At 75.4% G+C, this 20183-nt stretch carries 20 protein-coding genes; 5 read left to right on the top strand and 15 right to left on the bottom strand.

Translation table 11 applies throughout. The features are described from left to right. Positions 1-540 precede the first annotated feature (540 nt). Positions 541-1710 (top strand): hypothetical protein, encoded by a 1170-nt coding sequence (locus JOD57_RS05550; RefSeq protein ID WP_204690979.1) that lies wholly within the window; start codon positions 541-543, stop codon positions 1708-1710. 499 nt (positions 1711-2209) lie between these two features. Next, a complete protein-coding gene (locus JOD57_RS05545) occupies positions 2210-2455 on the top strand; it encodes a hypothetical protein (protein ID WP_204690978.1) in 246 nt (81 codons plus the stop codon). A 16-nt stretch (positions 2456-2471) separates the two neighbouring features. Here JOD57_RS05545 and JOD57_RS05540 read toward each other — a convergent pair whose 3' ends face one another. From JOD57_RS05540 to boxC, 8 genes are all read right to left on the bottom strand, one after another. Further along, positions 2472-3542, bottom strand: coding sequence for a glutathione S-transferase family protein (locus JOD57_RS05540; protein WP_204690977.1), 1071 nt, complete (start codon positions 3540-3542; stop codon positions 2472-2474). 103 nt (positions 3543-3645) lie between these two features. Next, positions 3646-4059: a DUF1810 domain-containing protein gene (locus JOD57_RS05535; protein WP_204690976.1), complete on the bottom strand. Its 414-nt coding sequence runs from the start codon at positions 4057-4059 to the stop codon at positions 3646-3648. A 53-nt stretch (positions 4060-4112) separates the two neighbouring features. Continuing rightward, on the bottom strand, positions 4113-5027 hold the full coding sequence (locus JOD57_RS05530; RefSeq protein WP_204690975.1) for an LLM class flavin-dependent oxidoreductase: 915 nt from the start codon (positions 5025-5027) through the stop codon (positions 4113-4115). Between the two features lie 23 nt (positions 5028-5050). Beyond that, positions 5051-5569: a gamma carbonic anhydrase family protein gene (locus JOD57_RS26710; RefSeq protein ID WP_204690974.1), complete on the bottom strand. Its 519-nt coding sequence runs from the start codon at positions 5567-5569 to the stop codon at positions 5051-5053. Next, positions 5566-5898, bottom strand: a complete 333-nt coding sequence (gene fdxA / locus JOD57_RS05520; RefSeq protein ID WP_204690973.1) for a ferredoxin — start codon at positions 5896-5898, stop codon at positions 5566-5568. Before fdxA ends, JOD57_RS26710 begins: the two co-directional genes overlap by 4 nt. A 115-nt stretch (positions 5899-6013) precedes the next feature. After that, the gene (locus tag JOD57_RS05515) at positions 6014-7699 is read right to left on the bottom strand and encodes a benzoate-CoA ligase family protein (RefSeq protein WP_307824490.1); all 1686 of its coding nucleotides are present in this window, start codon (positions 7697-7699) and stop codon (positions 6014-6016) included. Positions 7700-7827: 128 nt separating this feature from the next. Beyond that, positions 7828-9309, bottom strand: a complete 1482-nt coding sequence (gene boxB, locus JOD57_RS05510; protein WP_239568189.1) for a benzoyl-CoA 2,3-epoxidase subunit BoxB — start codon at positions 9307-9309, stop codon at positions 7828-7830. 2 nt (positions 9310-9311) lie between these two features. Beyond that, positions 9312-11039 (bottom strand): 2,3-epoxybenzoyl-CoA dihydrolase, encoded by a 1728-nt coding sequence (gene boxC, locus JOD57_RS05505; RefSeq protein ID WP_204690972.1) that lies wholly within the window; start codon positions 11037-11039, stop codon positions 9312-9314. A gap of 170 nt (positions 11040-11209) precedes the next feature. On the opposite strand from boxC, the gene JOD57_RS05500 reads away from it, so the two are divergent. Continuing rightward, positions 11210-11863: a GNAT family N-acetyltransferase gene (locus JOD57_RS05500; RefSeq protein ID WP_204690971.1), complete on the top strand. Its 654-nt coding sequence runs from the start codon at positions 11210-11212 to the stop codon at positions 11861-11863. Here JOD57_RS05500 and JOD57_RS05495 read toward each other — a convergent pair. The 6 genes from JOD57_RS05495 to JOD57_RS05470 form a co-directional block, all read right to left on the bottom strand. Continuing rightward, positions 11857-12786, bottom strand: a complete 930-nt coding sequence (locus JOD57_RS05495; protein WP_204690970.1) for a DMT family transporter — start codon at positions 12784-12786, stop codon at positions 11857-11859. The two genes, JOD57_RS05500 and JOD57_RS05495, sit on opposite strands and share 7 nt — an antisense overlap. 7 nt (positions 12787-12793) lie before the next feature. Further along, complete coding sequence (locus JOD57_RS05490) at positions 12794-13495, bottom strand: ABC transporter ATP-binding protein (RefSeq protein ID WP_204690969.1); 702 nt, start codon at positions 13493-13495, stop codon at positions 12794-12796. Continuing rightward, on the bottom strand, positions 13496-14287 hold the full coding sequence (locus JOD57_RS05485) for an ABC transporter ATP-binding protein (protein WP_204690968.1): 792 nt from the start codon (positions 14285-14287) through the stop codon (positions 13496-13498). After that, positions 14284-15321 (bottom strand): branched-chain amino acid ABC transporter permease, encoded by a 1038-nt coding sequence (locus JOD57_RS05480; RefSeq protein ID WP_204690967.1) that lies wholly within the window; start codon positions 15319-15321, stop codon positions 14284-14286. The genes JOD57_RS05485 and JOD57_RS05480 overlap by 4 nt, the downstream gene beginning before the upstream one ends. Beyond that, a complete protein-coding gene (locus JOD57_RS05475; RefSeq protein ID WP_204690966.1) occupies positions 15318-16208 on the bottom strand; it encodes a branched-chain amino acid ABC transporter permease in 891 nt (296 codons plus the stop codon). Before JOD57_RS05475 ends, JOD57_RS05480 begins: the two co-directional genes overlap by 4 nt. Positions 16209-16275: 67 nt before the next feature. Next, the gene (locus tag JOD57_RS05470) at positions 16276-17508 is read right to left on the bottom strand and encodes an ABC transporter substrate-binding protein (RefSeq protein ID WP_204690965.1); all 1233 of its coding nucleotides are present in this window, start codon (positions 17506-17508) and stop codon (positions 16276-16278) included. Positions 17509-17686: 178 nt separating this feature from the next. Between JOD57_RS05470 and JOD57_RS05465 the strand changes: the two genes are divergently transcribed. After that, a complete protein-coding gene (locus tag JOD57_RS05465) occupies positions 17687-18532 on the top strand; it encodes a PaaX family transcriptional regulator (RefSeq protein ID WP_204690964.1) in 846 nt (281 codons plus the stop codon). Positions 18533-18558: 26 nt separating this feature from the next. Here the strand turns inward: JOD57_RS05465 and JOD57_RS05460 are convergent, their stop codons facing one another. Further along, a complete protein-coding gene (locus JOD57_RS05460; RefSeq protein WP_204690963.1) occupies positions 18559-19110 on the bottom strand; it encodes a DUF6158 family protein in 552 nt (183 codons plus the stop codon). Between the two features lie 201 nt (positions 19111-19311). Between JOD57_RS05460 and JOD57_RS05455 the strand changes: the two genes are divergently transcribed. Continuing rightward, positions 19312-20178: an amidohydrolase family protein gene (locus tag JOD57_RS05455; RefSeq protein WP_204690962.1), complete on the top strand. Its 867-nt coding sequence runs from the start codon at positions 19312-19314 to the stop codon at positions 20176-20178. Positions 20179-20183 lie beyond the last annotated feature (5 nt).

Below are 20183 nucleotides of genomic sequence, written 5' to 3'. Positions count from 1 at the left end.
CCGGCAGACCCGCCCGTGGCGTCGCCGGGCCCGCCGGCGGACCGGCCCGGAAGCGAGCCGGGTCCACCGGCCGACCCGCCCGTGGTCCCGCCCGGCCCGCCGGCGGACCGGCCCGTGGTCCCGCCCGGTCCGCCGGCCGACCGGCCCGTGGGCCCGCCGGCGGACCGGCCGGGAGCCGAGCCGGGTCCGCCGGCCGACCGGCCCGTGGGCCCGCCGGCCGACCGGCCGGGAGCCGAGCCGGGTCCACCGGCCGACCCGCCCGTGGTCCCGCCCGGCCCGCCGGCCGACCTGCCTGTGGTCCCGCCCGGTCCGCCGGCCGACCGGCCCGTGGGCCCGCCGGCGGACCGGCCGGGAGCCGAGCCGGGTCCACCGGCCGACCGGCCCGTGGGCCCGCCGGCGGACCGGCCGGGAGCCGAGCCGGGTCCACCGGCCGACCCGCCCGTGGTCCCGCCCGGCCCGCCGGCCGACCACCGGCCCGTGGTCCCGCCGGGTCCACCGGCTGATCGGCCTGTGGCCCCACCGGTGGCCGAGGCGGAGCCGGTGGGCGAGGTCGTGGCTCCGGTGGCGGAGCCGGTGGGTGAGGTCGTCGAGCCAACCGTCGACGCGGGGCCCCCGGCCGTCGGCGCCCCCGCGGAGACACCGCCGCCCGTCGTCGACGTCGTCCGCCCCGTGGTCCACCCGGTGGCCCCGGTCACCCAGCCGGTGGTCGACGCGGTGCCCCCAGCGGCCCAACCGGTGGCGCCGGTGACCCAGCCGGTGACCGAGGACGTGACCCCGGTCGCGGAGCCGCGGCCTGACCGCGTCCCGAGGGCCGTCGCCCCGCACGTCCCGCCGCTGGTCGAGGAGTCCCGGCCGGTGGTCGAGGTCGTCGCGCCGGTGGTGGAGCCGCTGCCTGACCGCGTGCCACCGGTGGTCGAGACCGCCGCCCCCGTGGCCGAGGTCGTCGTCCCGGTGCGCGAGGCTCCGGTCCCCCCGGTGGAGACCTCCGGTCCGGTGGTCGAGCCCGTCGACGACGTCCCCCTCCCGGTGACCGACGTGCCGGTCCCCGAGGCCGAGGGAGTCACCGACGTCCCGCCGACCGCCGTGCCGGCCCCGGAGCCGGTGACCGAGGACGTGACCCCGGTCGTCGAGCCGTCGCCGGAGACGGTGGCGACCGTCGAGCCGGTGACCGACGAGGTGAGCGCGGGGGTCGAGCCGGCGACCGCGACCGCGGACCCGGCGAGCGCCGGGACCGCGGAGCCGGCCGTCGCCGACAGCACGACGACCACGACCACGACGAGCTCGGCGGCCGACCCCGGCCTCGTCCCGGCCGGCGAGGTCGCCGTTCCGCCGACCGTCGTGGCGGTCCCCGTGCCGCCCTGCGCGCACTCGGTCGTGGCCGACCTGCTGCGGCAGGGGACGCCCAGGGCCGACCTCCTGCAGCAGGGGAGGCCCAGGGCCGACCGGCCCTCCCCCGACCCGGCCGCTCCACCGCCGGTCCCGGCCGCCGAGCCGGCGCCGCCCCCGCCTGCCGAGCCGGCGCCCGTCCCGGTTGCACCCGCTCCGGCCGGGCCCTCCACGCTCACCTCGTCGTCGACACCGCTGGCCGCCCTCGCCGCGGTGCTGGACTCCGGCCTACCGCTCCCCGCTGCGGGTGGCGTCCTGGTGCAGTCCCCGGTCCACGACCCGGTGGGCCCGACGCTGTCCGACCCCGGCTTCTCCCCCGACTGACCTCCCTCCGGCGTGCACACGGCCGTCGCGGGGGAGAGCACTGTCCGCTCCCCGCACCAGGTCGTCGGTGCACGCCTCCCCGGCGTGACCCCGACCTGGCTCCGGCTGGGCCGGGGCCACCGGGCGGGGAGGTATCGGGGCTGGGGGTACCAGGCACAGCGGCCGCTGCCGCGCCGGGGACCCCTGACCTCCCCGTCCATCCCGAGAGGACGGCGGGGGCGGCGCTCCTGGGCGCCGTCCCCGCGGTCCGGCGTGCAGGACGTCCGCACGCGGCGGGAAACCTGTCGCGTGCGGACTCCTGCCGCGTCGCGCCCCCTCGGCACGGTGCGCGGCTCGACGGCGGTCGTGGTCCTCGTCCGACGGTGGGGGCTCCGACGGCGGGGGCTCCGACGGTGGCGGCTCCGACGGCGGGGGTGGCGGTGGGCACCGACTCGCCCGTCCCGCAGCCGCCGCGCGGCGAGGACTCGCGCACGAACCCCCGGCGCGGGACAGTTCCGCCATGACGGCAGTCGTGGTGGTCGGGATGGTGACGGTGCTCCTGCTCATGGCGCTGGGCCTGCGGCGCTCCTGGGCGGTCGCCGAGCGGCGGAGCCGGGTGGCCGGGGGCAGATCCGGTCCCGGCCTGCGGTCGAGGCCTGCCCACGACGTCGGGTACCTCGCCGCCGGCGGCGTCGTCAGCGGTGGGTTCGACGGCGGTCTCGGGGGCGGAGGCTGTGACGGCGGCGGCGGAGGCGGCGGGTTCTGACCTCCTGACCGGCCGATCAGGCCGGCCGGGGCCGGTGCCGCTCCGCGTCGGGACGGTGGCCGATGCCGCCGGGCCCGTGGTCGGCCGGGACCTCCTCGCCCTGCGCGACCGGTCCGGGCGGGGTGCCGTCGCCGAACGGTGAGCCACCGAGTTCCTCGCGGCCGTGCGGGGTCAGCCAGTTCGACGTGTCCGGGCCCTGCGGGATGACCTGCGTCGGGTTGATGTCGGCGTGCACCACGTAGTAGTGCTCCTTGATCTGCGGGAAGTCGGTGGTGTCCCCGAACCCCGGCGTCTGGAACAGGTCGCGCGCGTAGCCCCACAGCGCCGGCATCTCGGCCAGCTTCTGGCGGTTGGCCTTGAAGTGGCCGTGGTAGACGGCGTCGAAGCGGGCCAGCGTGGTGAACAGCCGGACGTCGGCCTCGGTGATCGTGTCGCCCAGGAGGAAGCGCTGCGTCGACAGCCGCTCCTCCAGCCAGTCCAGCGCCGTCCAGAGCCGGTCGTAGGCCCGGTCGTAGGCGTGCTGCGAGCCGGCGAAGCCGCACCGGTACACGCCGTTGTTGACCTCGGTGTAGACGCGCTCCATCACGTCGTCCATCTCGTCCCGCAGGTGCTCGGGGTAGAGGTCGGGGGCGCCGTCGCGGTGGTGCGCCGTCCACTGGGTGGAGAAGTCGAGCGTCATCTGCACGAAGTCGTTGGTGACGACGGCCTTGGTCGGGACGTCGACCATCGCCGGCACCGTGATGCCACGCGGGTACCCGGGGTCGCGGGCGAGGAAGGCCTCCTGCAGCCGCTCGTGGCCGAGCACCGGGTCGCGGCCGCCGGGGTCGAGGTCGAAGGTCCAGCTGCGCTCGTCGTGGGTGGGCCCGCAGATGCCCATCGAGATGACCGGCTCGAGGCCGAGCAGCCGGCGCACGATCGCGGCGCGGTTGGCCCACGGGCAGGCGCGGGCGATGACCAGCCGGTAGCGGTCGGGCTCGACCGGCCAGGGGCTCGACCCGTCGGAGGTGATCCGGTCGGTCAGGTAGTTGGTGTCCCGGCTGTACTCCTGGCCGTTGGCCACGTACCCGGATCCCGTGTCGTCGCTCACGCCGTCCAGCCTCGCCGACGCCGGTCGGCGCCGCGCGGGGAGTGCTGCGCCCGGCCTCGTGCTCCGGTCCGCACGGGGACCGGAGCACGAGCGTCGGCAGCGGTCACAGCCGGGACGTCGTCGCCTCGTCCTCGACCCCGCCGAAGTACTGGTCGAGGACCGCCCGGAACACCGGCTCGTCCGGAGCGGCGTGCGCGAACAGCGTCATCGACGAGCGCAGCTTCACCGCGTCCACCGGGCCGAGCACCCGCACCGGGTCCGACCCCGGCAGCGCGGTGAGCGCCCGCGCGCACTCGACCAGCCGCGGGCCCAGCACCGGGTGGGCGAGGTAGGCGCGGGCCTCGTCCAGCCCGCTGATCGCGTAGTGCTGCGCGGTGGCGCTGCGGCCGAGGCCGGCGACCTGGGGGAAGACGAACCACATCCAGTGGCTGGTCTTGCGCCCGGCGCGAAGCTCGGCCAGGGCGCGGTCGTGGGTGCCGGACTGGGCGTCGACGAAGCGCTGCAGGTCGGGGGTCACCCGCTGAGCATGCGACCCCGCCGACGGCGCGGGCCCGACGGGTCGGGGTGGCGTCAGGCGGCGCGGAGCCCCGGCAGCACGGACGCGGTGAACAGGTCGACGGCCGCCCGGCGCCGCTCGCCCGACCCCACCGGGGAGAAGACGAGTGTCTCGGCACCGGCGTCGGCGTACTCGCGGGCGCGCGCGACCACCCGGTCGGGGTCTCCGTGCAGGAGGTAGCGGTCGGCGAGGCGGCTGAAGTCCTGCTGGTAGACGGCGCTGACGTGCTCGACGACGTCCCGGCGGGCCACGGCGGCGTCGGCGTCCACGCCACCCCAGCAGAAGACGGCACCCCGGACGCCGGCGGGGTCCCGGCCGGCCGCCTCGGCGGCGGCGCGCACCTGCCCGAGGCTCTCGGCCATCTGCTCGGGTGTGTACATGTAGGGCATCCAGACGGCCGCGGAGCGCCCGGCGCGGCGGATCGCGGCGGGGCTGCGGCCACCGAGCCAGATCGGCGGGCCGCCCGGCTGGACCGGGCCGGGGGAGAGGGCGACACCCTCGACGCGGGTGAAGCGGCCGGCGAAGTCGACCGGGCCGCCGCTCCACAGCTGCCGCATCAGCTCCAGTGCCTCGTCGGTGCGGGCGCCGCGCTCGCCGACGTCGACGCCGGCCGCGGTGAACTCCGGCGGGTACTCACCGCCCACCCCGACGCCCAGGTCGAAGCGCCCGCCGGAGACCTGGTCGAGCGTGGTCGCCAGCTTCGCGGCCAGCGCGGCCGGGTAGAGCGGCAGCACGGTGAGCGAGCTGAGCAGCCGGATCGACCGGGTGGCCCCGGCGGCCGCCGCCAGGGCGACGAACCCGTTCGGGTGCGCGCTGTGGAAGAACAGGTGCTCGCCCGTGCCGATCCCGTCGTAGCCGGCGTCCTCGGCGGCGCGCGCCTCGGCGGCCACCGCCTGCTGGTCGGAGCTGAGCGTCAGGACCACCCGCACGGCTGCCTCCTCCTGCGGTGCTCTCAGCCGACCCGCGTGAGCCGGTCCCGGTAGCGCCGGGCGTTGGCCACGTACAGGGGGACGGCGTAGTCGACCTGCGCCGCGATCCCCGCGCCTGCACGGATCCTCGCGGGGATGCCCAGCGCCCGCGAGTCCGGGGGCACCACGGTGTCCTCGGCGACGAGGGCACCGGCACCGACGAGGCAACCGTCGCCGACGACGACGCGGTTGAGCACCACGGAGCCCGAGCCGATCAGGCAGCGGTCGCCGACCGTGCACCCCTCGAGGTGGGCGAGGTGGCCGACGACGCAGTCCTCGCCGACGACCGTCGGGTGGGTCTCGGTGGTGTGCAGCACCGTGCCGTCCTGGATCGAGGTGCGGGCGCCGACGCGGATCTCGCCGTAGTCACCTCGCAGCACGGCCTGGGGCCAGACGCTGACGTCCGGGCCGAGGACGACGCGGCCGACCACCGTGGCGTCCGGGTGGACCCACGCCGTCGGGTGCACCTCCGGGGCGACGCCGTCGAGCGCCCAGAGGCTCACGAGTCGTCGGCCACGAGCTCGGTGTCCACGCCGATCCGGCCGACCTTGGACGCGCCGCCGGGGCTCCCGAGCGGGGCGTCCCGGCCGGGCAGGGGCTCGACGAAGAACCGCCGGTTGTCGGCGATGTGCGGTTCGTTCTCGTCGGTGACCCGGCGGTCCTGGGAGATGGCCTCGACGGGGCACACCGGCTCGCAGGCCCCGCAGTCGATGCACTCCTTGGGGTTGATGTAGAGCTTGCGGTCGCCTTCGTAGATGCAGTCGACCGGGCACTCCTCGACGCAGGACATGTCGGTGGTGTCGATGCACTCGGCGCCGATGACGTAGGGCACGGGGTGGTCTCCTCGCGGTTCGGGAAGCCGGGTCAGGCGGGCACGGCCGCGCCGGTGCCGGCGGGGTCGTCGCTGACGTGGCCGGCCGGGGTGCGGAGGGCCGTCGCGGTCACGGTCACTCCGGATCCCCGGTGATGGGTGTGAGGTCGGGCTTCGCGGCGCCGCCGAGGCGCTCGAGGGCCAGCTCGCGGATCCGGAAGCGCTGCAGCTTGCCGGTGGCGGTGGTGGGCAGCTCGTCGAAGACGAGGATGTGCCGCGGCCGCTTGAACGCCGCCAGCCCCTCCCGGCAGAAGGCGACCAGGTCCTCGGCGCCGGCCGCCGAGCCCGGCACGAGGACGACGCAGGCGACCGGCTTGTCCAGGCCCGTCTCGTCGGGCACCGAGACGACGACCGCCTGGGCGACCTCGGGCGAGGCCCGGAGCCGCTCCTCGACCTCGGTGGGCGAGACCCAGATGCCGCCGGCCTTGATGATGTCGTCGGTGCGGCCCAGGGAGGAGTAGTAGCCGTCGGCGCTGCGCACGTAGGTGTCGCCGGTGCGCACCCACTCGCCCTGGAAGACCCGCCGGCTGACCGCGGTGCGCGACCAGTAGCCGGTGGCCGCGGACGTGCCGCGCACCCACAGGTTGCCCGGGGTGCCGTCGGGGACGGGCCGGCCGTCGTCGTCGAGGATCCGCGCCTCGTAGCCGGCCACGATCTCGCCGGTGGAGCCGGGCCGGGTCCGGCCGGGGCGGCCGCTGATGAAGATGTGCAGCATCTCCGTCGAGCCGATCCCGTCGAGCATCTCCACGCCGAAGGTCGAGGTGAACCGCTCGAAGAGGGCCGCGGGGAACGCCTCCCCGGCCGAGACGCAGGCCCGCACGCCGGTGAAGGTGTCCCGGGGGAGGCCGGCGGCGAGCAGCGCGGCGTAGTACGTGGGCCCGGCGAAGAACAGGGTGGGCCGCTGCTCCCGCAGGACCCGCTCGGTGCCCGCGGGGCTCGGCCGGGACCGGTCGAGCACCGTGCCGGCGCCGACGGAGAACGGGAAGGTGAGCGTGTTGCCCAGCCCGTAGGCGAAGAAGAACTTCGCCACGGAGAAGGTGACGTCGTCCGGGCCGATGCCGAGCACGTCGCGGGCGTAGGTCTCGGCGGTGTCGCGCAGCGACCCGTGCCGGTGCATGGCGCCCTTGGGCGTGCCGGTCGTGCCGGAGGTGTAGAGCCAGAAGGCGGGGGAGTCGGCGATGGTGGGGTAGGGCTCGGCGACCGCCTCCAGGAAGTCGGCGCCGGCCGAGACGAAGGAGTCCCAGCTGCGCACCCGGGCACCGGTGACCTCGGGCAGCTCGTCGCCGGTGAGGACGACGACGTCGGCGAGGTCGCGGCACCCGCTCACCGCGGTGCCCAGGCCGGCGAACTCCGAGCTCAGCGCCACCAGGCGGGCCCGGCTGTCGCGCGCGAGCGTGGCGATGTCCGCGGGCTTGAGCATCGTGCTCACCGGCACCGGGACCGAGCCGATGCGCAGCCCGGCGAGGAACGCCGTCAGCAGCTCCGGGGTGTCGCCCATGCACAACAGCAACCGCTCCTCGGGGCGCACCCCGGAGGCGACCAGGGCCGCGGCGAAGCGCCGGACGTCGTCGTCGAGCTGGGCGTAGGTGAGGGTCCGCACGCCGCCGTCGAGGTCGATCGCGGTGATCGCCCGCTTGCCGGGCGTGGCCCGGGCGTGGCGGGTGACGAGCCACTCGGCGGCGTTGAACACCTCGGTCGGGGAGGACGCGGCGACCGCGGGCACGGCGCCGGGGGCGGGCGGGGCGGTGTCGAGCGTGGCCACGGTGCTCACTCCTTCGCAGGGACCGGTCCGGCGGGGCCCGGCCGGGGCAGGGGGTGCGCGGGACGGGCCGCGGCTGCGGCCGGGTCCGGTCGTGGACCCGGCCGCAGCGGTGGCAGGAGGGTCCTCCCTCAGAAGCGCACGTAGTCGTACTCGACCGGCAGCGAGTTGATGCCGACCGACGGCGGGGCGATCCAGCCGGCGAACTCGCCGGGCTCGTAGTGCGGCACCATCAGCCCGGCGACGCGCTCGCGGTCCTCGCGGGTGGGCAGGTGGTCGCCGACCCGCTGCTCCCAGGTGGCCGCGTCGACGACGTCCCCCTCGGGTGTGACGTGGTGTCCGGCGAAGGCGCCGACCTTGCGGTTGAAGCCCTGGTGCGGCAGGAACAGCCGCTGCTCGAGCCCGGCCTCCTCGAGCTCCTGGTTCCACCGCCGCACGCCGTTCTCGCAGTCGGCGGCGTACTCGTTGCGCAGGTCGAGGTTGAGCGCGGTCAGCATCGGCACCGTGCGGGTGGACAGCCGCCCGTCCTCGACGACCGGCACGTCCATGGTCAGGTCGTGCAGCTGGTGGTCGTCCTTGCGGCGGGTCTCCATCCACCGGCCCTTGAGCCCGGCGGTGTAGTACGCGGCCACGTTCGACGAGGTCTCCGAGCCGAAGAGGTCCATCGAGACGGAGTACTGGAAGTTCAGGTACTTCTGGACCACCGACAGCGGGATGCCGCCGTACTGCCAGATGTCGTCGGTGCCGTGCTCCTTCATGAGCTGGGCGGTCCGCTGGACGGTGCGCTGCACGCCGGTCGTCCCGACGAACATGTGGTGCGCCTCCTCCTTGAGCATGAACTCGCAGGTGCGCGCCAGCGGGTCGAAGCCGCTCTCCTTCAGCGTGCCGAGCTGGTACTTGCCGTCCCGGTCGGTGAAGTAGGTGAACATGAAGAACGACAGCCAGTCGGTCGTCTCCTCGTTGAACGCCCCGAGGATGCGCGGCGAGTCGAAGTCACCGGAGTTGCGCTTGAGCAGCTGCTCGGCCTCCTCGCGGCCGTCCTTCCCGAAGTAGGCGTGCAGCAGGTAGACCATCGCCCACAGGTGCCGGCCCTCCTCCACGTTGACCTGGAAGAGGTTGCGCATGTCGTAGAGCGACGGCGCGGTCATGCCGAGGTGCCGCTGCTGCTCCACCGACGCGGGCTCGGTGTCGCCCTGGACGACGATCAGCCGGCGCAGGTCCGAGCGGTGCTCACCGGGCACCTCCTGCCAGGCCGGCTCGCCCTTCTTGTCGCCGAAGTTGACCTTGCGGTCCGGGTCGCGCTCGGCGAGGAAGATGCCCCAGCGGTAGTCCTCCATCGGCACCCGGTCGAAGTGCGCCCAGCCGTCGCGGCCGACGGCGATCGCCGTGCGCAGGTAGACGTCGTGGGTCGGGATGGACGGGCCGAGGTTCTTCCACCAGTCGAGGAACTTCGGCTGCCAGCCCTCCAGCGCCCGCTGCAGCTTGCGGTCGCCGGCGAGGTTGACGTTGTTCGGGATGCGCTCGCTGTAGTCGATCCGCGACAGCGGCCCGGTGGGGGTGGGGGCCTCGCCGGTGACCGTGCCGTCCTGGGGGTTGCTCTCCGTCGTGGTCATGGTCAGACCCGCTTCCTGTCGTAGTCGGCCCGCTTGCCGGTTCCGTAGCGGCGCAGTGCGCCTTCGGGGCCAGCGGCGTTGGGCCGCTGGAAGATCCAGTTCTGCCAGGCGGTGAGCCGGCCGAAGACCTTGGTCTCCGGGGTCTCGCGGCCGGCGAAGCGGAGGTTGGCCTCCATGCCGGTGAGCGCGTCGGGGGAGAAGCTGGCGCGCTCCTCGACGGCCAGGCGGACCTCGTCCTCCCAGTCGATGTCGTCCGGGGTGCTGGTGACCAGGCCCAGCTCCGCGGCGTCGGCGGCGGCCAGGTCGCGGCCCACGGCGGCCTCGGCGGCGGCCAGCTCCGCGGCGGAGCCGAGGAAGCGGACCTGCAGCCGGGACAGCCCGTTGCCCATCGGCAGCAGGCCGGTGTTGAACTCGTCGAGCCGGACGACCGCCGGCGGCAACGGGCGCTCGTCGTCCTCGAACTGGCCCTCGAGCATGTACTGGCGGTCGGCGGCCAGCGCGATCTCCGCCAGGGCGCCGACGAAGCACGAGCCGGGCTCGACCAGCGCGAAGAGGCTGCGGCTGGTGGTGTCGAGCCGCTTGAGGGTCCGGCGGAAGAAGCCGGTCGTCTCGTTGACCAGCCAGTGCCCGCGGTGGGCGAGCAGGAACTCGTCGTAGGCGGCCGCGGTGGCGACGTCGCCCTCGGTGCGCAGCAGCCAGGTGCCGACGGAGAGCTCGTTGGTGCGCAGCCGCAGGATCGCGTCGTCGAGCTCACGGGTGGTGGCCAGCAGCCAGGCGGCGTCGCCCTGCTCGTGCAGCTCCTCGACGCTGCCGGGGACGGCGGTCGGGCCGAGGACCGTGATCGTGGCGGTGCCCGAGTCGCGGTCGAGGACGACGCGCGCGTGCTCGTACCGGGTCGTGTCGCCGTCGACCTCGCGGCGCAGCGGGGTGAGCGGCACGCCGGCGGTGCCGGCGCCCGGCCGGCCGGACGCGGCGGCCGCCTCGGCGGCCCGCCGGGCGACCTCGGCGTCGAAGTCGCGGGCCTTGACGCTGGCGTCGACCAGCCGCCACTGCACGGCGCGCTCGCCGCGGATGCCCTCGGCGGTGGTGGCGAAGACGTCGGCCAGGTCGCGGCGGACGCCGCGCTTGTCCACCACCCGCGTCAGGCCACCGGTGCCCGGCAGCACGCCGAGGAGGGGCACCTCGGGCAGGGAGACCGCCGAGGAGTTGTCGTCGACCAGCACGATCTCGTCGCAGGCCAGGGCCAGCTCGTAGCCGCCGCCGGCGGCGGTGCCGTTGACCGCGGCGACGGACCGCAGGCCGGAGTGGGCGGAGGCGTCCTCGAGGCCGTTGCGGGTCTCGTTGGTGAACTTGCAGAAGTTCACCTTCCAGCTGTGCGGGGACGCCGCGAGCATCTTGATGTTGGCGCCCGCGCAGAACATGCGCTCCTTGCCGCTGGTCACCACGAGCGCCTTGACCTCGGGGTGCTCGAAGCGGATCCGCTGCACCGCGTCGTGCAGCTCGATGTCGACGCCGAGGTCGTAGCTGTTCATCTTCAGCTCGTAGCCCGGCACGATCCCGCCGTCCTCGGCGACGTCGAGGACGAGCGTGGCCACCTCGCCGTCGACCGACAGCGTCCAGTGCCGGTACCGCTCCGGCGAGGTGTCGAAGGAGACCTCGGTCGTGGCGGCCGGCTCGGCGACGGGGGCCGGGCCCTCCGTCGCCGCCGAGCGGTCGTCGAGGGTCGTCACGGTGCCTCCAGGGAGTCGCGGGCGCCACGGTGCACGGGCCTGCCGGCACCCATCGTGACGTGCTACACGACCTTGCGCAAGGGGCTCCTCGCCTGTAGACATGTGGCACAGACCACAGCCCCGTGGGTCGTGTGCGCCGCGCGGCTCCGGATCCCGGACGGGGGTCGGACATGGCCGTTCCCGACACGCAGGCGGTCGCCCTGCGCTGGGTGCACGAGGACGACCCCCGGTGGGACGCCGACCGCGAGCGCGTCTTCGCGACCGTCCCCGGCGGCGTCTTCCGCAGCGACTCCCGCAGGCCCGGCGAGCGGTTGTCCAGCGACTGGTGGCGCGTCGAGCGCGCCGGCTCGGTCGTGGGCTACGGCTGGCTCGACGACGTCTGGGGCGACGCCGAGGTCCTGCTGGCCGTCGAGGACGGCGCGCGGGGGACCGGGGTGGGTGCCTTCGCCCTGCGCCACCTTGAGGAGGAGGCCGCCGCGCGGGGACTCAACTACGTCCTCAACGTGGTCCGCGACACACACCCGGAGCGGGCGGCGGTGACGGCGTGGCTGGAGCGGCGGGGCTTCACGGCGGCCGAGGACGGCCGGCTGCGCAAGCGGGTCGGCGACCGGGACCGTGACGTCGGCCAGCACCAGGCCGGCCGGCCGGGCACCGGCCGGGCGACGCCCCCGGAGGGGGACCGGCAGGCGCGGTACCTCGCCGAGCGGGGGCGCGCCGAGAGCCGGCCCCGGCCGGAGACCGAGACCGCCGTCGTCGGTGCCGACCGGGGGCCCGGCGAGGAGGAGAGCGGCGGGTACGTCGACCCGGAGGAGCACCGCTACTGAGCCGGCTGCCCGACCGGCAGCGGCCGGCGCCGGGGGACGACCACCAGCGCGACACCTCCGGCGGTGAGCGCGACGCCGGCCAGCGACACCGCCGCCGGGACGGTCCCGAACAGCAGCCAGGCCTCGAGGGCCACGGCCGGCGGCACCAGGTAGAAGAGGCTGGACACCTCGGCGGCCGTGCCCCGCCGGAGGAGCAGCATCAGCAGCAGGACCGCGCCGAGGGAGAGGGCGAGCACCAGCCAGAGCATCGCCAGCACGAACTCGCCGGTCCACCGGACGGTCATCCGCTCCGTCGCGACCGCGCCCGGCAGCAGGACCGCCGCCGCGGCCGCGTACTGCACGGCCGTGCCCCACAGCAGCGGGACGCCGGCGCCGTACCGCTTCTGGTAGACCGTGCCGGCGGTGCCCGAGGCGAGCGCCACCAGGCAGGCGAGGAGGCCCGGCGTCGACAGCGCCCCGGCCTGGCCGGCCGCCGCGGTGAGTCCCGGCCAGACGACCACGACCACGCCGGCCACCCCGAGCGCGAGGCCGAGCCACTGGCGCGGCGCCGTCCGCTCCCCGAGCACCCGCCCGGCCAGCACGACGGTGAGGACCGGCTGCAGGCTGACCACGACCGCCGACACGCCCGCCGGGGTCCCGAGCGAGATCGCGACGAAGACCCCGCCGAGGTAGCCGGCGTGCAGCAGCAGCCCGACCGCCGCGGAGTGGCCGTACTGCGCCGGCCGGGCGGGCACGGCCGCGCGCAGGACGAGCGCGATCAGCGCCAGCAGCGACGCGGCGATCACCATCCGCAGCCCCAGGAAGGTCAGCGGCTCGGCGTGGGGCAGGCCGTACTGCGCGCCCACGAAGCCGGTGCTCCACAGCAGCACGAAGAGCGCGGGCACACCGAGCCGCTGCAGGCGCGACCGGCCGGGGTCGGTCACGGGGGAGTCAGGCCACGCCGAGGAGACGGTGGGCCACCGAGCTGTCGCTGCGGAACTCCGGCGTCGAGCAGCGGTGCACGATCCGGCCCTTCTGCACCACCGCGATCTCGTCGGCGACGGCGAAGGCCAGGTGCAGGTCCTGCTCGACCACCAGCAGGGTCACGCCCTCGGCCTTCATGCCGACGACGACCTGCCCGATGGCGTCGACGACGGTGGGCGCGAGCCCGTCCGACGGCTCGTCCATGAGCACCAGCCGCGGGTTGGTCAGCAGCGCCCGGGCGATGGCCAGCATCTGCTGCTCGCCGCCGGAGAGCTGCCCGGCGCCGTGCCGCAGGCGCTCGCCGAGCCGCGGCAGCAGCTCGACCACCCGGCGGGTGTCCCAGGGGCCGCGCCCCCGGCCGCGGCGCGCGGCCAGGTCGAGGTGCTCGATCACGGTGAGCGGCGCCCAGACCCGCCGGCCCTGCGGCACGAGGGCCACGCCGGCCCGGGCGACGACGTCGGGGCGGCGGCCGGTGAGGTCCACCCCGCCGAGCCGGACGGTGCCGGCGGAGGCGCGCACCAGCCCCATGAGCGTGTTGACCAGCGTCGTCTTGCCGACGCCGTTGCGGCCGAGCACGCCGAGCGCGCGACCCTCGGGCAGGTCGAGGTCGACGCCCTGCAGCACGGTGCTGCGCTTGTAACCGGACTCCAGTCCGCGGACCTCGAGCACTCAGCCCACCCCCAGGGAGGCCGGTCCGGCCGAGTCGGTGAACAGGGACTCCCGGCCGGGGCCGAGGTAGGCCTGCTGCACCGCGTCGCTGGCGCGCACCTGCTCGGGTGCGCCGGTCAGCAGCACCCGGCCCAGGTGGAGCACGGTGACCGACCGCGCCAGCGCGAAGACGACGTCGAGGTCGTGCTCGACGATGACCACGGTGACCGACGCCGGCAGCGCCCGGACCAGCTCGACCAGCCGCGCGCTCTCCGCGGGGGACATGCCCGCCGCCGGCTCGTCGAGCAGCAGCAGCTGCGGGTCGCAGGCCAGGGCGACGGCCACCTCCAGCTGCCGCCGCTCACCGTGGGAGAGGTCGGCGACGGGGCTGCCGCTGCGGGACTCGAGGCCGACGTCGGCGAGCAGGGCGGCGACCCGCTCGCGGGCGGCGGCCTGCCGCCGCGGCACGAGGGACGCGCGCGACCCGCGGCGCCGCTGGGCGGCGAGCAGCACGTTCTGCTCGACGGTCTGCGAGGTGAACAGGCTGGAGTGCTGCAGGGTCTGGCTGATCCCCAGCCGCGCCCGGGCGTGCTCCGGCAGCCGGGTGACGTCGGTACCGGCGAAGGACACCCGCCCGGCCGACACCGGCATGCTGCCGGTCACCAGCTTGAACAGGGTGCTCTTGCCCGCGCCGTTGGGACCGATCAGCGCGTGCCGTGCCCCGGCGGGGACGTCGAGGGTCACGTCGTCGACCGCCGTGAGCGCGCCGAAGTGCCGGCTCACCCCCGACAGGGACAGCAGGGCGTCGCTCACGTCGTCCCTCCCCGGGCCGTGCGCCGGCGCCGCAGGGCCCCGGAGACCCCGGCCAGGCCGGCGAAGCCCCGCGGCAGCAGGTAGACGGCGAGCACGAAGACGATGCCGAGGACGAGGGGGCCGTGCCCGTCGAGGGTCGGGCCCAGGGCGTCGCGGACGAGGACGACGACCGCGGCGCCGAGCACCGGCCCCCACAGCGAGCCCGCCCCGCCCAGGACGACCGCGAGCAGGGCCAGCGCGCCGGTGGTGAAGCCGGCCTCGCTCGGCGTGACCAGGCGGACCTGCGCGGCGAACAGGCCACCGGCCACCCCGGCGAAGGCGCCGGCGATCACGAAGGCCACGTACTTGTAGCGGAACGGGGAGTACCCGAGCGACCGCAGGCGGGGCTCGTTGTCGCGGATGCCGCGCAGCACACCGCCGACGGGCGAGCGTGAGACCAGCCAGAGGCAGGCGAACCCGGCGACCGCCACCGCCAGGACGAACCAGTACACGTGGCCGGCGAGCGTGAGCGGCGTGCCCCCGAGCCGGACGGCGGGGATGCCGTAGAGGCCGTTGGAGCCGCCGGTCACCGAGTCCAGGGTCGTGGCCAGCTGGAAGACGATCTCGCCGATGGCGAGGGTCAGCATCAGGAAGAAGACCCCGCTGCTGCGCACCGCCAGCCAGCCGGTCGCGGCGGCCGCGACCGCCCCGGCGAGTCCGGCGGCCAGGACCGGGACCAGCCCCTCGCTGGTGACGTGGATCGACACCAGGCCGGCCGTGTAGGCCCCCGCGCCGAAGTAGGCGGCGTGACCCAGCGACGGCAGGCCGGTCACCCCGACCAGGAGGTCGAGGCTCACGGCGAACAGCGCGAACACCAGCACGCGGCCGAGCACCGTCGTGGCGAACGGGGCGAGGAAGAACGGGGCCGCGGCCAGCAGCACCAGGGCGAGGACGGCCGGGAGCGCCCGCAGCAGCGAGGGGGGACGCCGTCGCCCGCCGGGCCGGCCGGCGGACACGGCGGTGTCGGCCACGGTGGACGCCACGGTGGCGCTCACGTCCCCGCCAGCTTCCTCGGGCCGAACAGCCCGCGCGGCCGCAGCACGAGCACCAGCGCCAGGGTGCCGAACAGGATGAAGGACGCCACGTCGGGCAGCAGCGCCCGGCCGAGCGACTCGACCTGCCCGATGACGAGCGCGCCGACGAGCGCGCCCTTCACCGAGCCGAGCCCGCCGATGACGACGACCACGAGGGCGAGGATGAGGATGGTGTCGTCGAGGCCGGGCCGGGCGCCGTAGACGGGCGCGCCGAGCACCCCCGCCACGGTCGCCAGCATGGAGCCGATGCCGAGCACCGCGACCTTGACCTTGCGGTTGTCGATGCCCATGGCCGAGACCATCTCGCGGTCGGCGACGCTGGCGCGGACCAGCGCGCCGACCGAGGTCCGCTCGACCACGACGTAGACGACGGCGGCGAGGACCAGGCCGACGCCGATGAGCGCCAGGCGGTAGGCCGGGTAGGAGCGGCCCAGGAAGGACACGCTCTCCGCCAGGCCGGGCGGCGCGCCGACGGAGAGCGCGTCGTTGCCGTAGACGATCGACAGCACCTCCGCGACCACGAGCGACACCCCGAGGGTCAGCAGCGCCTGGTCGAGGATCGGCCGCCGGGCCAGGGGCTCGGTCATCACCGACAGGGCGCCGCCGGCGAGCAGCCCCACGAGCGCGGCGATCCCCAGCGCGGCGAGGAACCCGCCCCACGTCGCGCCGTCGGAGAGCAGGCTCCAGGCGAGGTAGGCGCCGACGAGGAACAGCGCCCCGTGGGCGAGGTTCAGCACGTCCATCATCCCGAAGACGATGGACAGGCCGACGGCGAGGATGAACAGCAGCGAGCCGATGGCGAAGCCGTTGAGGATGCTGACCAGGTTCTCGTCGAACCAGCCGATCACGGTCTGCGGCCTCCTCCCGGCCCTCCCGCCGCGGCGGCGGGGGAGGGCGGCGACGGGGACACCGGGCTCAGCTGCCCGGCTGGGGGAAGGTGCCGAGGTCGGTGAGGACGCTGTTCACGAGCGTCCCGCCCTCGTCGGTCACCTCGCGCAGGTAGATGCTCTGCTCGGGGGTCTGGCCGTTGAAGCTCCACGGACCGCGGGGGCTGTCCTCGATCTCGCCGAGGCCCTCGAGGGCGGCCGACAGCTCGTCGCCGCTCAGTCCGCCCGCCTCGGCGAGGGCGTCGGCGAGCACGTTGGCCGTGTCGTAGGTGGTCATGCCGAACACCGTCGGCGGCTCGTCGTAGGCCGCCTCGTAGGCCTCGACGAACTCGGTGTTCGCCTCGTTGTCGATCTCCGTGGAGTAGTGCAGCGTCGTCTGCACGCCGACGGCGGAGGGCCCCTGGGCCTCCAGGACGCTGCCCTCGGTGAGGAAGCCGGAGCCGTACAGCGGGATCTCGGCCTTGAGGCCGAACGAGTCGTACTGCTGGACGAAGCTGACCGCCTCGGCGCCGGAGTAGAAGACGAACGTCGCGGCCGCGCCGGACTCGCGGATCCCCGACAGGAACGGCTGGTAGTCCTGGGTGGTCCCGAACGGGGTCAGCGCCTGGCCGGCCACCGTCCCCCCGCCGGCCTCGTAGGCCTCGGTGAAGCCGGCGACGACCTCCTGCCCGGCGGCGTAGTCCGGCGCCATGACGTAGACCGGGCCGACGCCCTCCTCGGCCAGGTGCTGCCCCATGGCCGCGGCGACCTGGGCGTTGGTGAACGAGGTCCGCCAGACGTAGGGGGAGGTGGCCTCGCCGGTGATCGCGCCGGCCCCGGCGTTGGCCACGACCAGCAGCTTCTGCGCCTCGGTGAACTGGTCGGCCGCGCCGAGGGCCGTCGCGGAGTTGACGATGCCCACCACGACGTCGACCTGCTCCTCCTGGAGCAGGCGCTGGATGGCGGGCACGCCGGTGTCGGGGCCCTCGCCCTCGTCGGCGACGACGGTCTGGACCTCGTAGTCGCCCATCCGGCCGTCGTTCTGCTCGAGCCACAGGTCCCAGCCCTGCTGCATGTCCTCGCCGAGCGGGGTGTAGACGCCGGCCTGGGGGATCACGAGGCCGACGCGGACGGTGCCGCCACCTCCGCCGCCGCCCTCGCCGCCGGTGTCCTCGTCGCCGCCGCCCAGGCTCCCGCCGCCGCAGGCGGTCGTGGCCGAGAGCAGCGCCACCGCGCCGAGCGAACCGAGCAGCCGCCCCCGGGACAGGCCGTGCAGCGTCATGTAACTCTCCGTCGAGTCAGGACGTGCTACAGCCACACGTCTGTCAGCAGCCGAGCATGTAGCAGACGGTCCAGGTGTGTCAAGGCTCACACCTCTGCCCGCGGTCGCCGGGTGCCCTCGCCCGGCCGCGTCGTGGTCGGCCGCCGGGGGAGTGTGGTCGGGGTGTCACGATGTGTGCGTGGAACTCGTCGAGGGGCCGGTCGTGACGCGGCGCCAGGAGCTGGGGGCGGCCAGCGCACGCAGCCTGCTCCTCACGGTGCTCGGCGAGTTCGTGCTGCCCAGCGGCGCCCCGGTGTGGACGGCGACGCTGATCGACCTGCTGGCCGACCTCGACGTCGCCGAGAAGGCCGCCCGGCAGGCGATCATGCGCACCGCGGACAGCGGGTGGATCGCCGGCAGCCGGGTCGGCCGGGAGACCCGCTGGTCGCTCACCGAGGCCGGGACGGCGCTGCTGCGCGAGGGCACCGAGCGCATCTACGGCTTCGCGGCGGAGGACCGCGCCTGGGACGGGCGCTGGCTGGTGCTCGCGGTGGGCGTGCCGGAGAACGCCCGCCCCCTGCGGCAGCGGCTTCGGACGCAGCTCGGCTGGGCCGGCCTGGGGTCGATCGACACGACCACGTGGGTCACGCCGCGCATCGACCGGGAGCAGGCGGCCCGCCGGGTGCTCGAGGACCTGGGCCTGCTGTCGGGCAGCTGGTCGTTCGTCGCCGAGGCCGGCGTCGTCGGCGACGAGCGCTCCCTGACGCGCACGGCGTGGGACCTCGACGCGATCGAGGGCCGCTACGAGGACTTCCTGGAGCTGGTCGGGACCCGCCGGCCGCGCACGGACCGGCAGGCGCTCGTCGCCCAGGTGCGGCTGGTCCAGGAGTGGCGCCGGTTCCCGCTCCTCGACCCCGGGCTGCCGCGCGAGCTGCTGCCGCCGCGGTGGAGCGGCAACCGGGCGGCGGAGGTCTTCCGCGAGCGGCACGCCGCCTGGGCGCCGCGGGCCCAGACGGCCTGGCGCGAGCTCAGCCGCGACGGCTGAGGGACCGCGCCGGCCGTCCCGGGCCGTCAGGCGGTCGGGACGTGCGCGGCCAGCCACGAGCGGCCGGCGTCGGTGAGCACCCGCATGTCCCGCTCGGCCTGCAGCAGCGGCGGGTCCTGGCGGTAGAGCCGGGCGACGAGGTGGCTGTCCGGGGCCAGCTGGCGCGCGATCTGGTGCGCCTCGAGCTTGTGCAGCCGCCCGCCCGGCGCCTCGGCGAAGCGCCGCAGCAGCGCCGCCTGGACCTCCGCGGGGTCGCGGGCGGAGCCGTCGGCCGCGGCCGGGGCGGGCTCCTCGTCGAGCAGGGACGTGACCGCCCGGGAGAACGTCTGCACGAGGTCGCGGATCCGGTCGTCGCGCGAGGGGGTGGCCGCCCCGCCCCCGGACCCCTGCCAGGTGCGCTGCGGGTGGCGGCGCAGGTACTCCTGCTCGAGCTCGAGCATCCGCTCGGTGTGCGTGCGGAACTGCTCGGCGGTCCCGTGCAGGAACACCCAGTGGCGCATGGCGTGCGCGTGCACCCCCTGGCGCTCCAGGTCCTCGTCGGACAGCTCGCGGGCCGGGACGCCCGGTCGTTCGGTCATGAGTGCTCCTCCGCTCGGCGCGCGGGTCCGTGGCCCCGGTCGCATCGTGCCCCCGGCCCGTCCGGCTGTCAGCACACCGTGCTGGCTGCACCCGAGGGAACCCGGACGGGCTACACGCCGATCGACCCGGTGACGTGTCACTGTAGGACGTCGAGGTGTTACCGTCGGCGCTCCGGGCGGCCGGGACGGGAGGACCACCCCATGCTCGACGGGCACGTCCTCGTGGACGCCCACGTCCACGTGCCCCGCCTGTCCTCGCTGGCGCCGGCGTGGGTCGAGTGGGCGCGGCGGTTCGGGCGGCCCGGGGTCCTGGAGGAGGTCTGGCACGCCGACGGGACGCCGGACCCGGCGGCGCTCGACCGCCTCTTCGCCGACGAGGGCGTGGACGTCGCCCTGCTGTTCTGCGAGTACAGCCCCAGGGCGACCGGCTACCAGCTCTTCGACGACCTGCTGCCGATCGTGGCGCACAACCCGCGGCGGTTCCGGCCTGTCGCCAACGTCAACCCGCACCTGCACTTCCCGATCGCGCGCGAGCTGGAGCGCCAGCTCGACCTGGGCGCCGCCGCCCTGAAGATCCACCCCGTGCACGGCGGCTTCCGCCCCGACGACGCGGCGATGTACCCGGCCTACGCGGTGCTCGTCGAGCGCGGCGTCCCGCTCGTCGTGCACTGCGGGACGAGCAGCTTCCCGGGGTCGACGAACGCCTACGCCGACCCGCAGCTGCTCGACGCCGTCCTGCGCGACTTCCCCGACCTGCACGTGGTGCTGGCCCACGGCGGCCGCGGCTGGTGGTACGACGCGGCGGCCTTCCTCGCCCTCTCGCGCCCCACCGTGTGGATCGAGCTCTCCGGGCTGCCGCCCGAGCGGCTGCCCGAGTACTACGCGCGCTTCGACCTCGGCCGCCTGGCGCGCCGGTTCGTCTACGGCACCGACTGGCCGGGCGTCCCCGGGCAGGCGGTCAACGCCCGGGCGGTCGCCTCGCTCGGCCTGCCCGACGACGTCGTCCCGCTCGTCCTCGGCGGCAACGCGCTGCGGGTGTACGCCGGCCTGGCGCCCGCGGTCCCGTGACGGGA

This window comes from Geodermatophilus bullaregiensis, assembly GCF_016907675.1.
Taxonomy (GTDB): Bacteria; Actinomycetota; Actinomycetes; order Mycobacteriales; family Geodermatophilaceae; genus Geodermatophilus; species Geodermatophilus bullaregiensis.
This window is presented reverse-complemented; position numbering and strand designations above follow the sequence as displayed.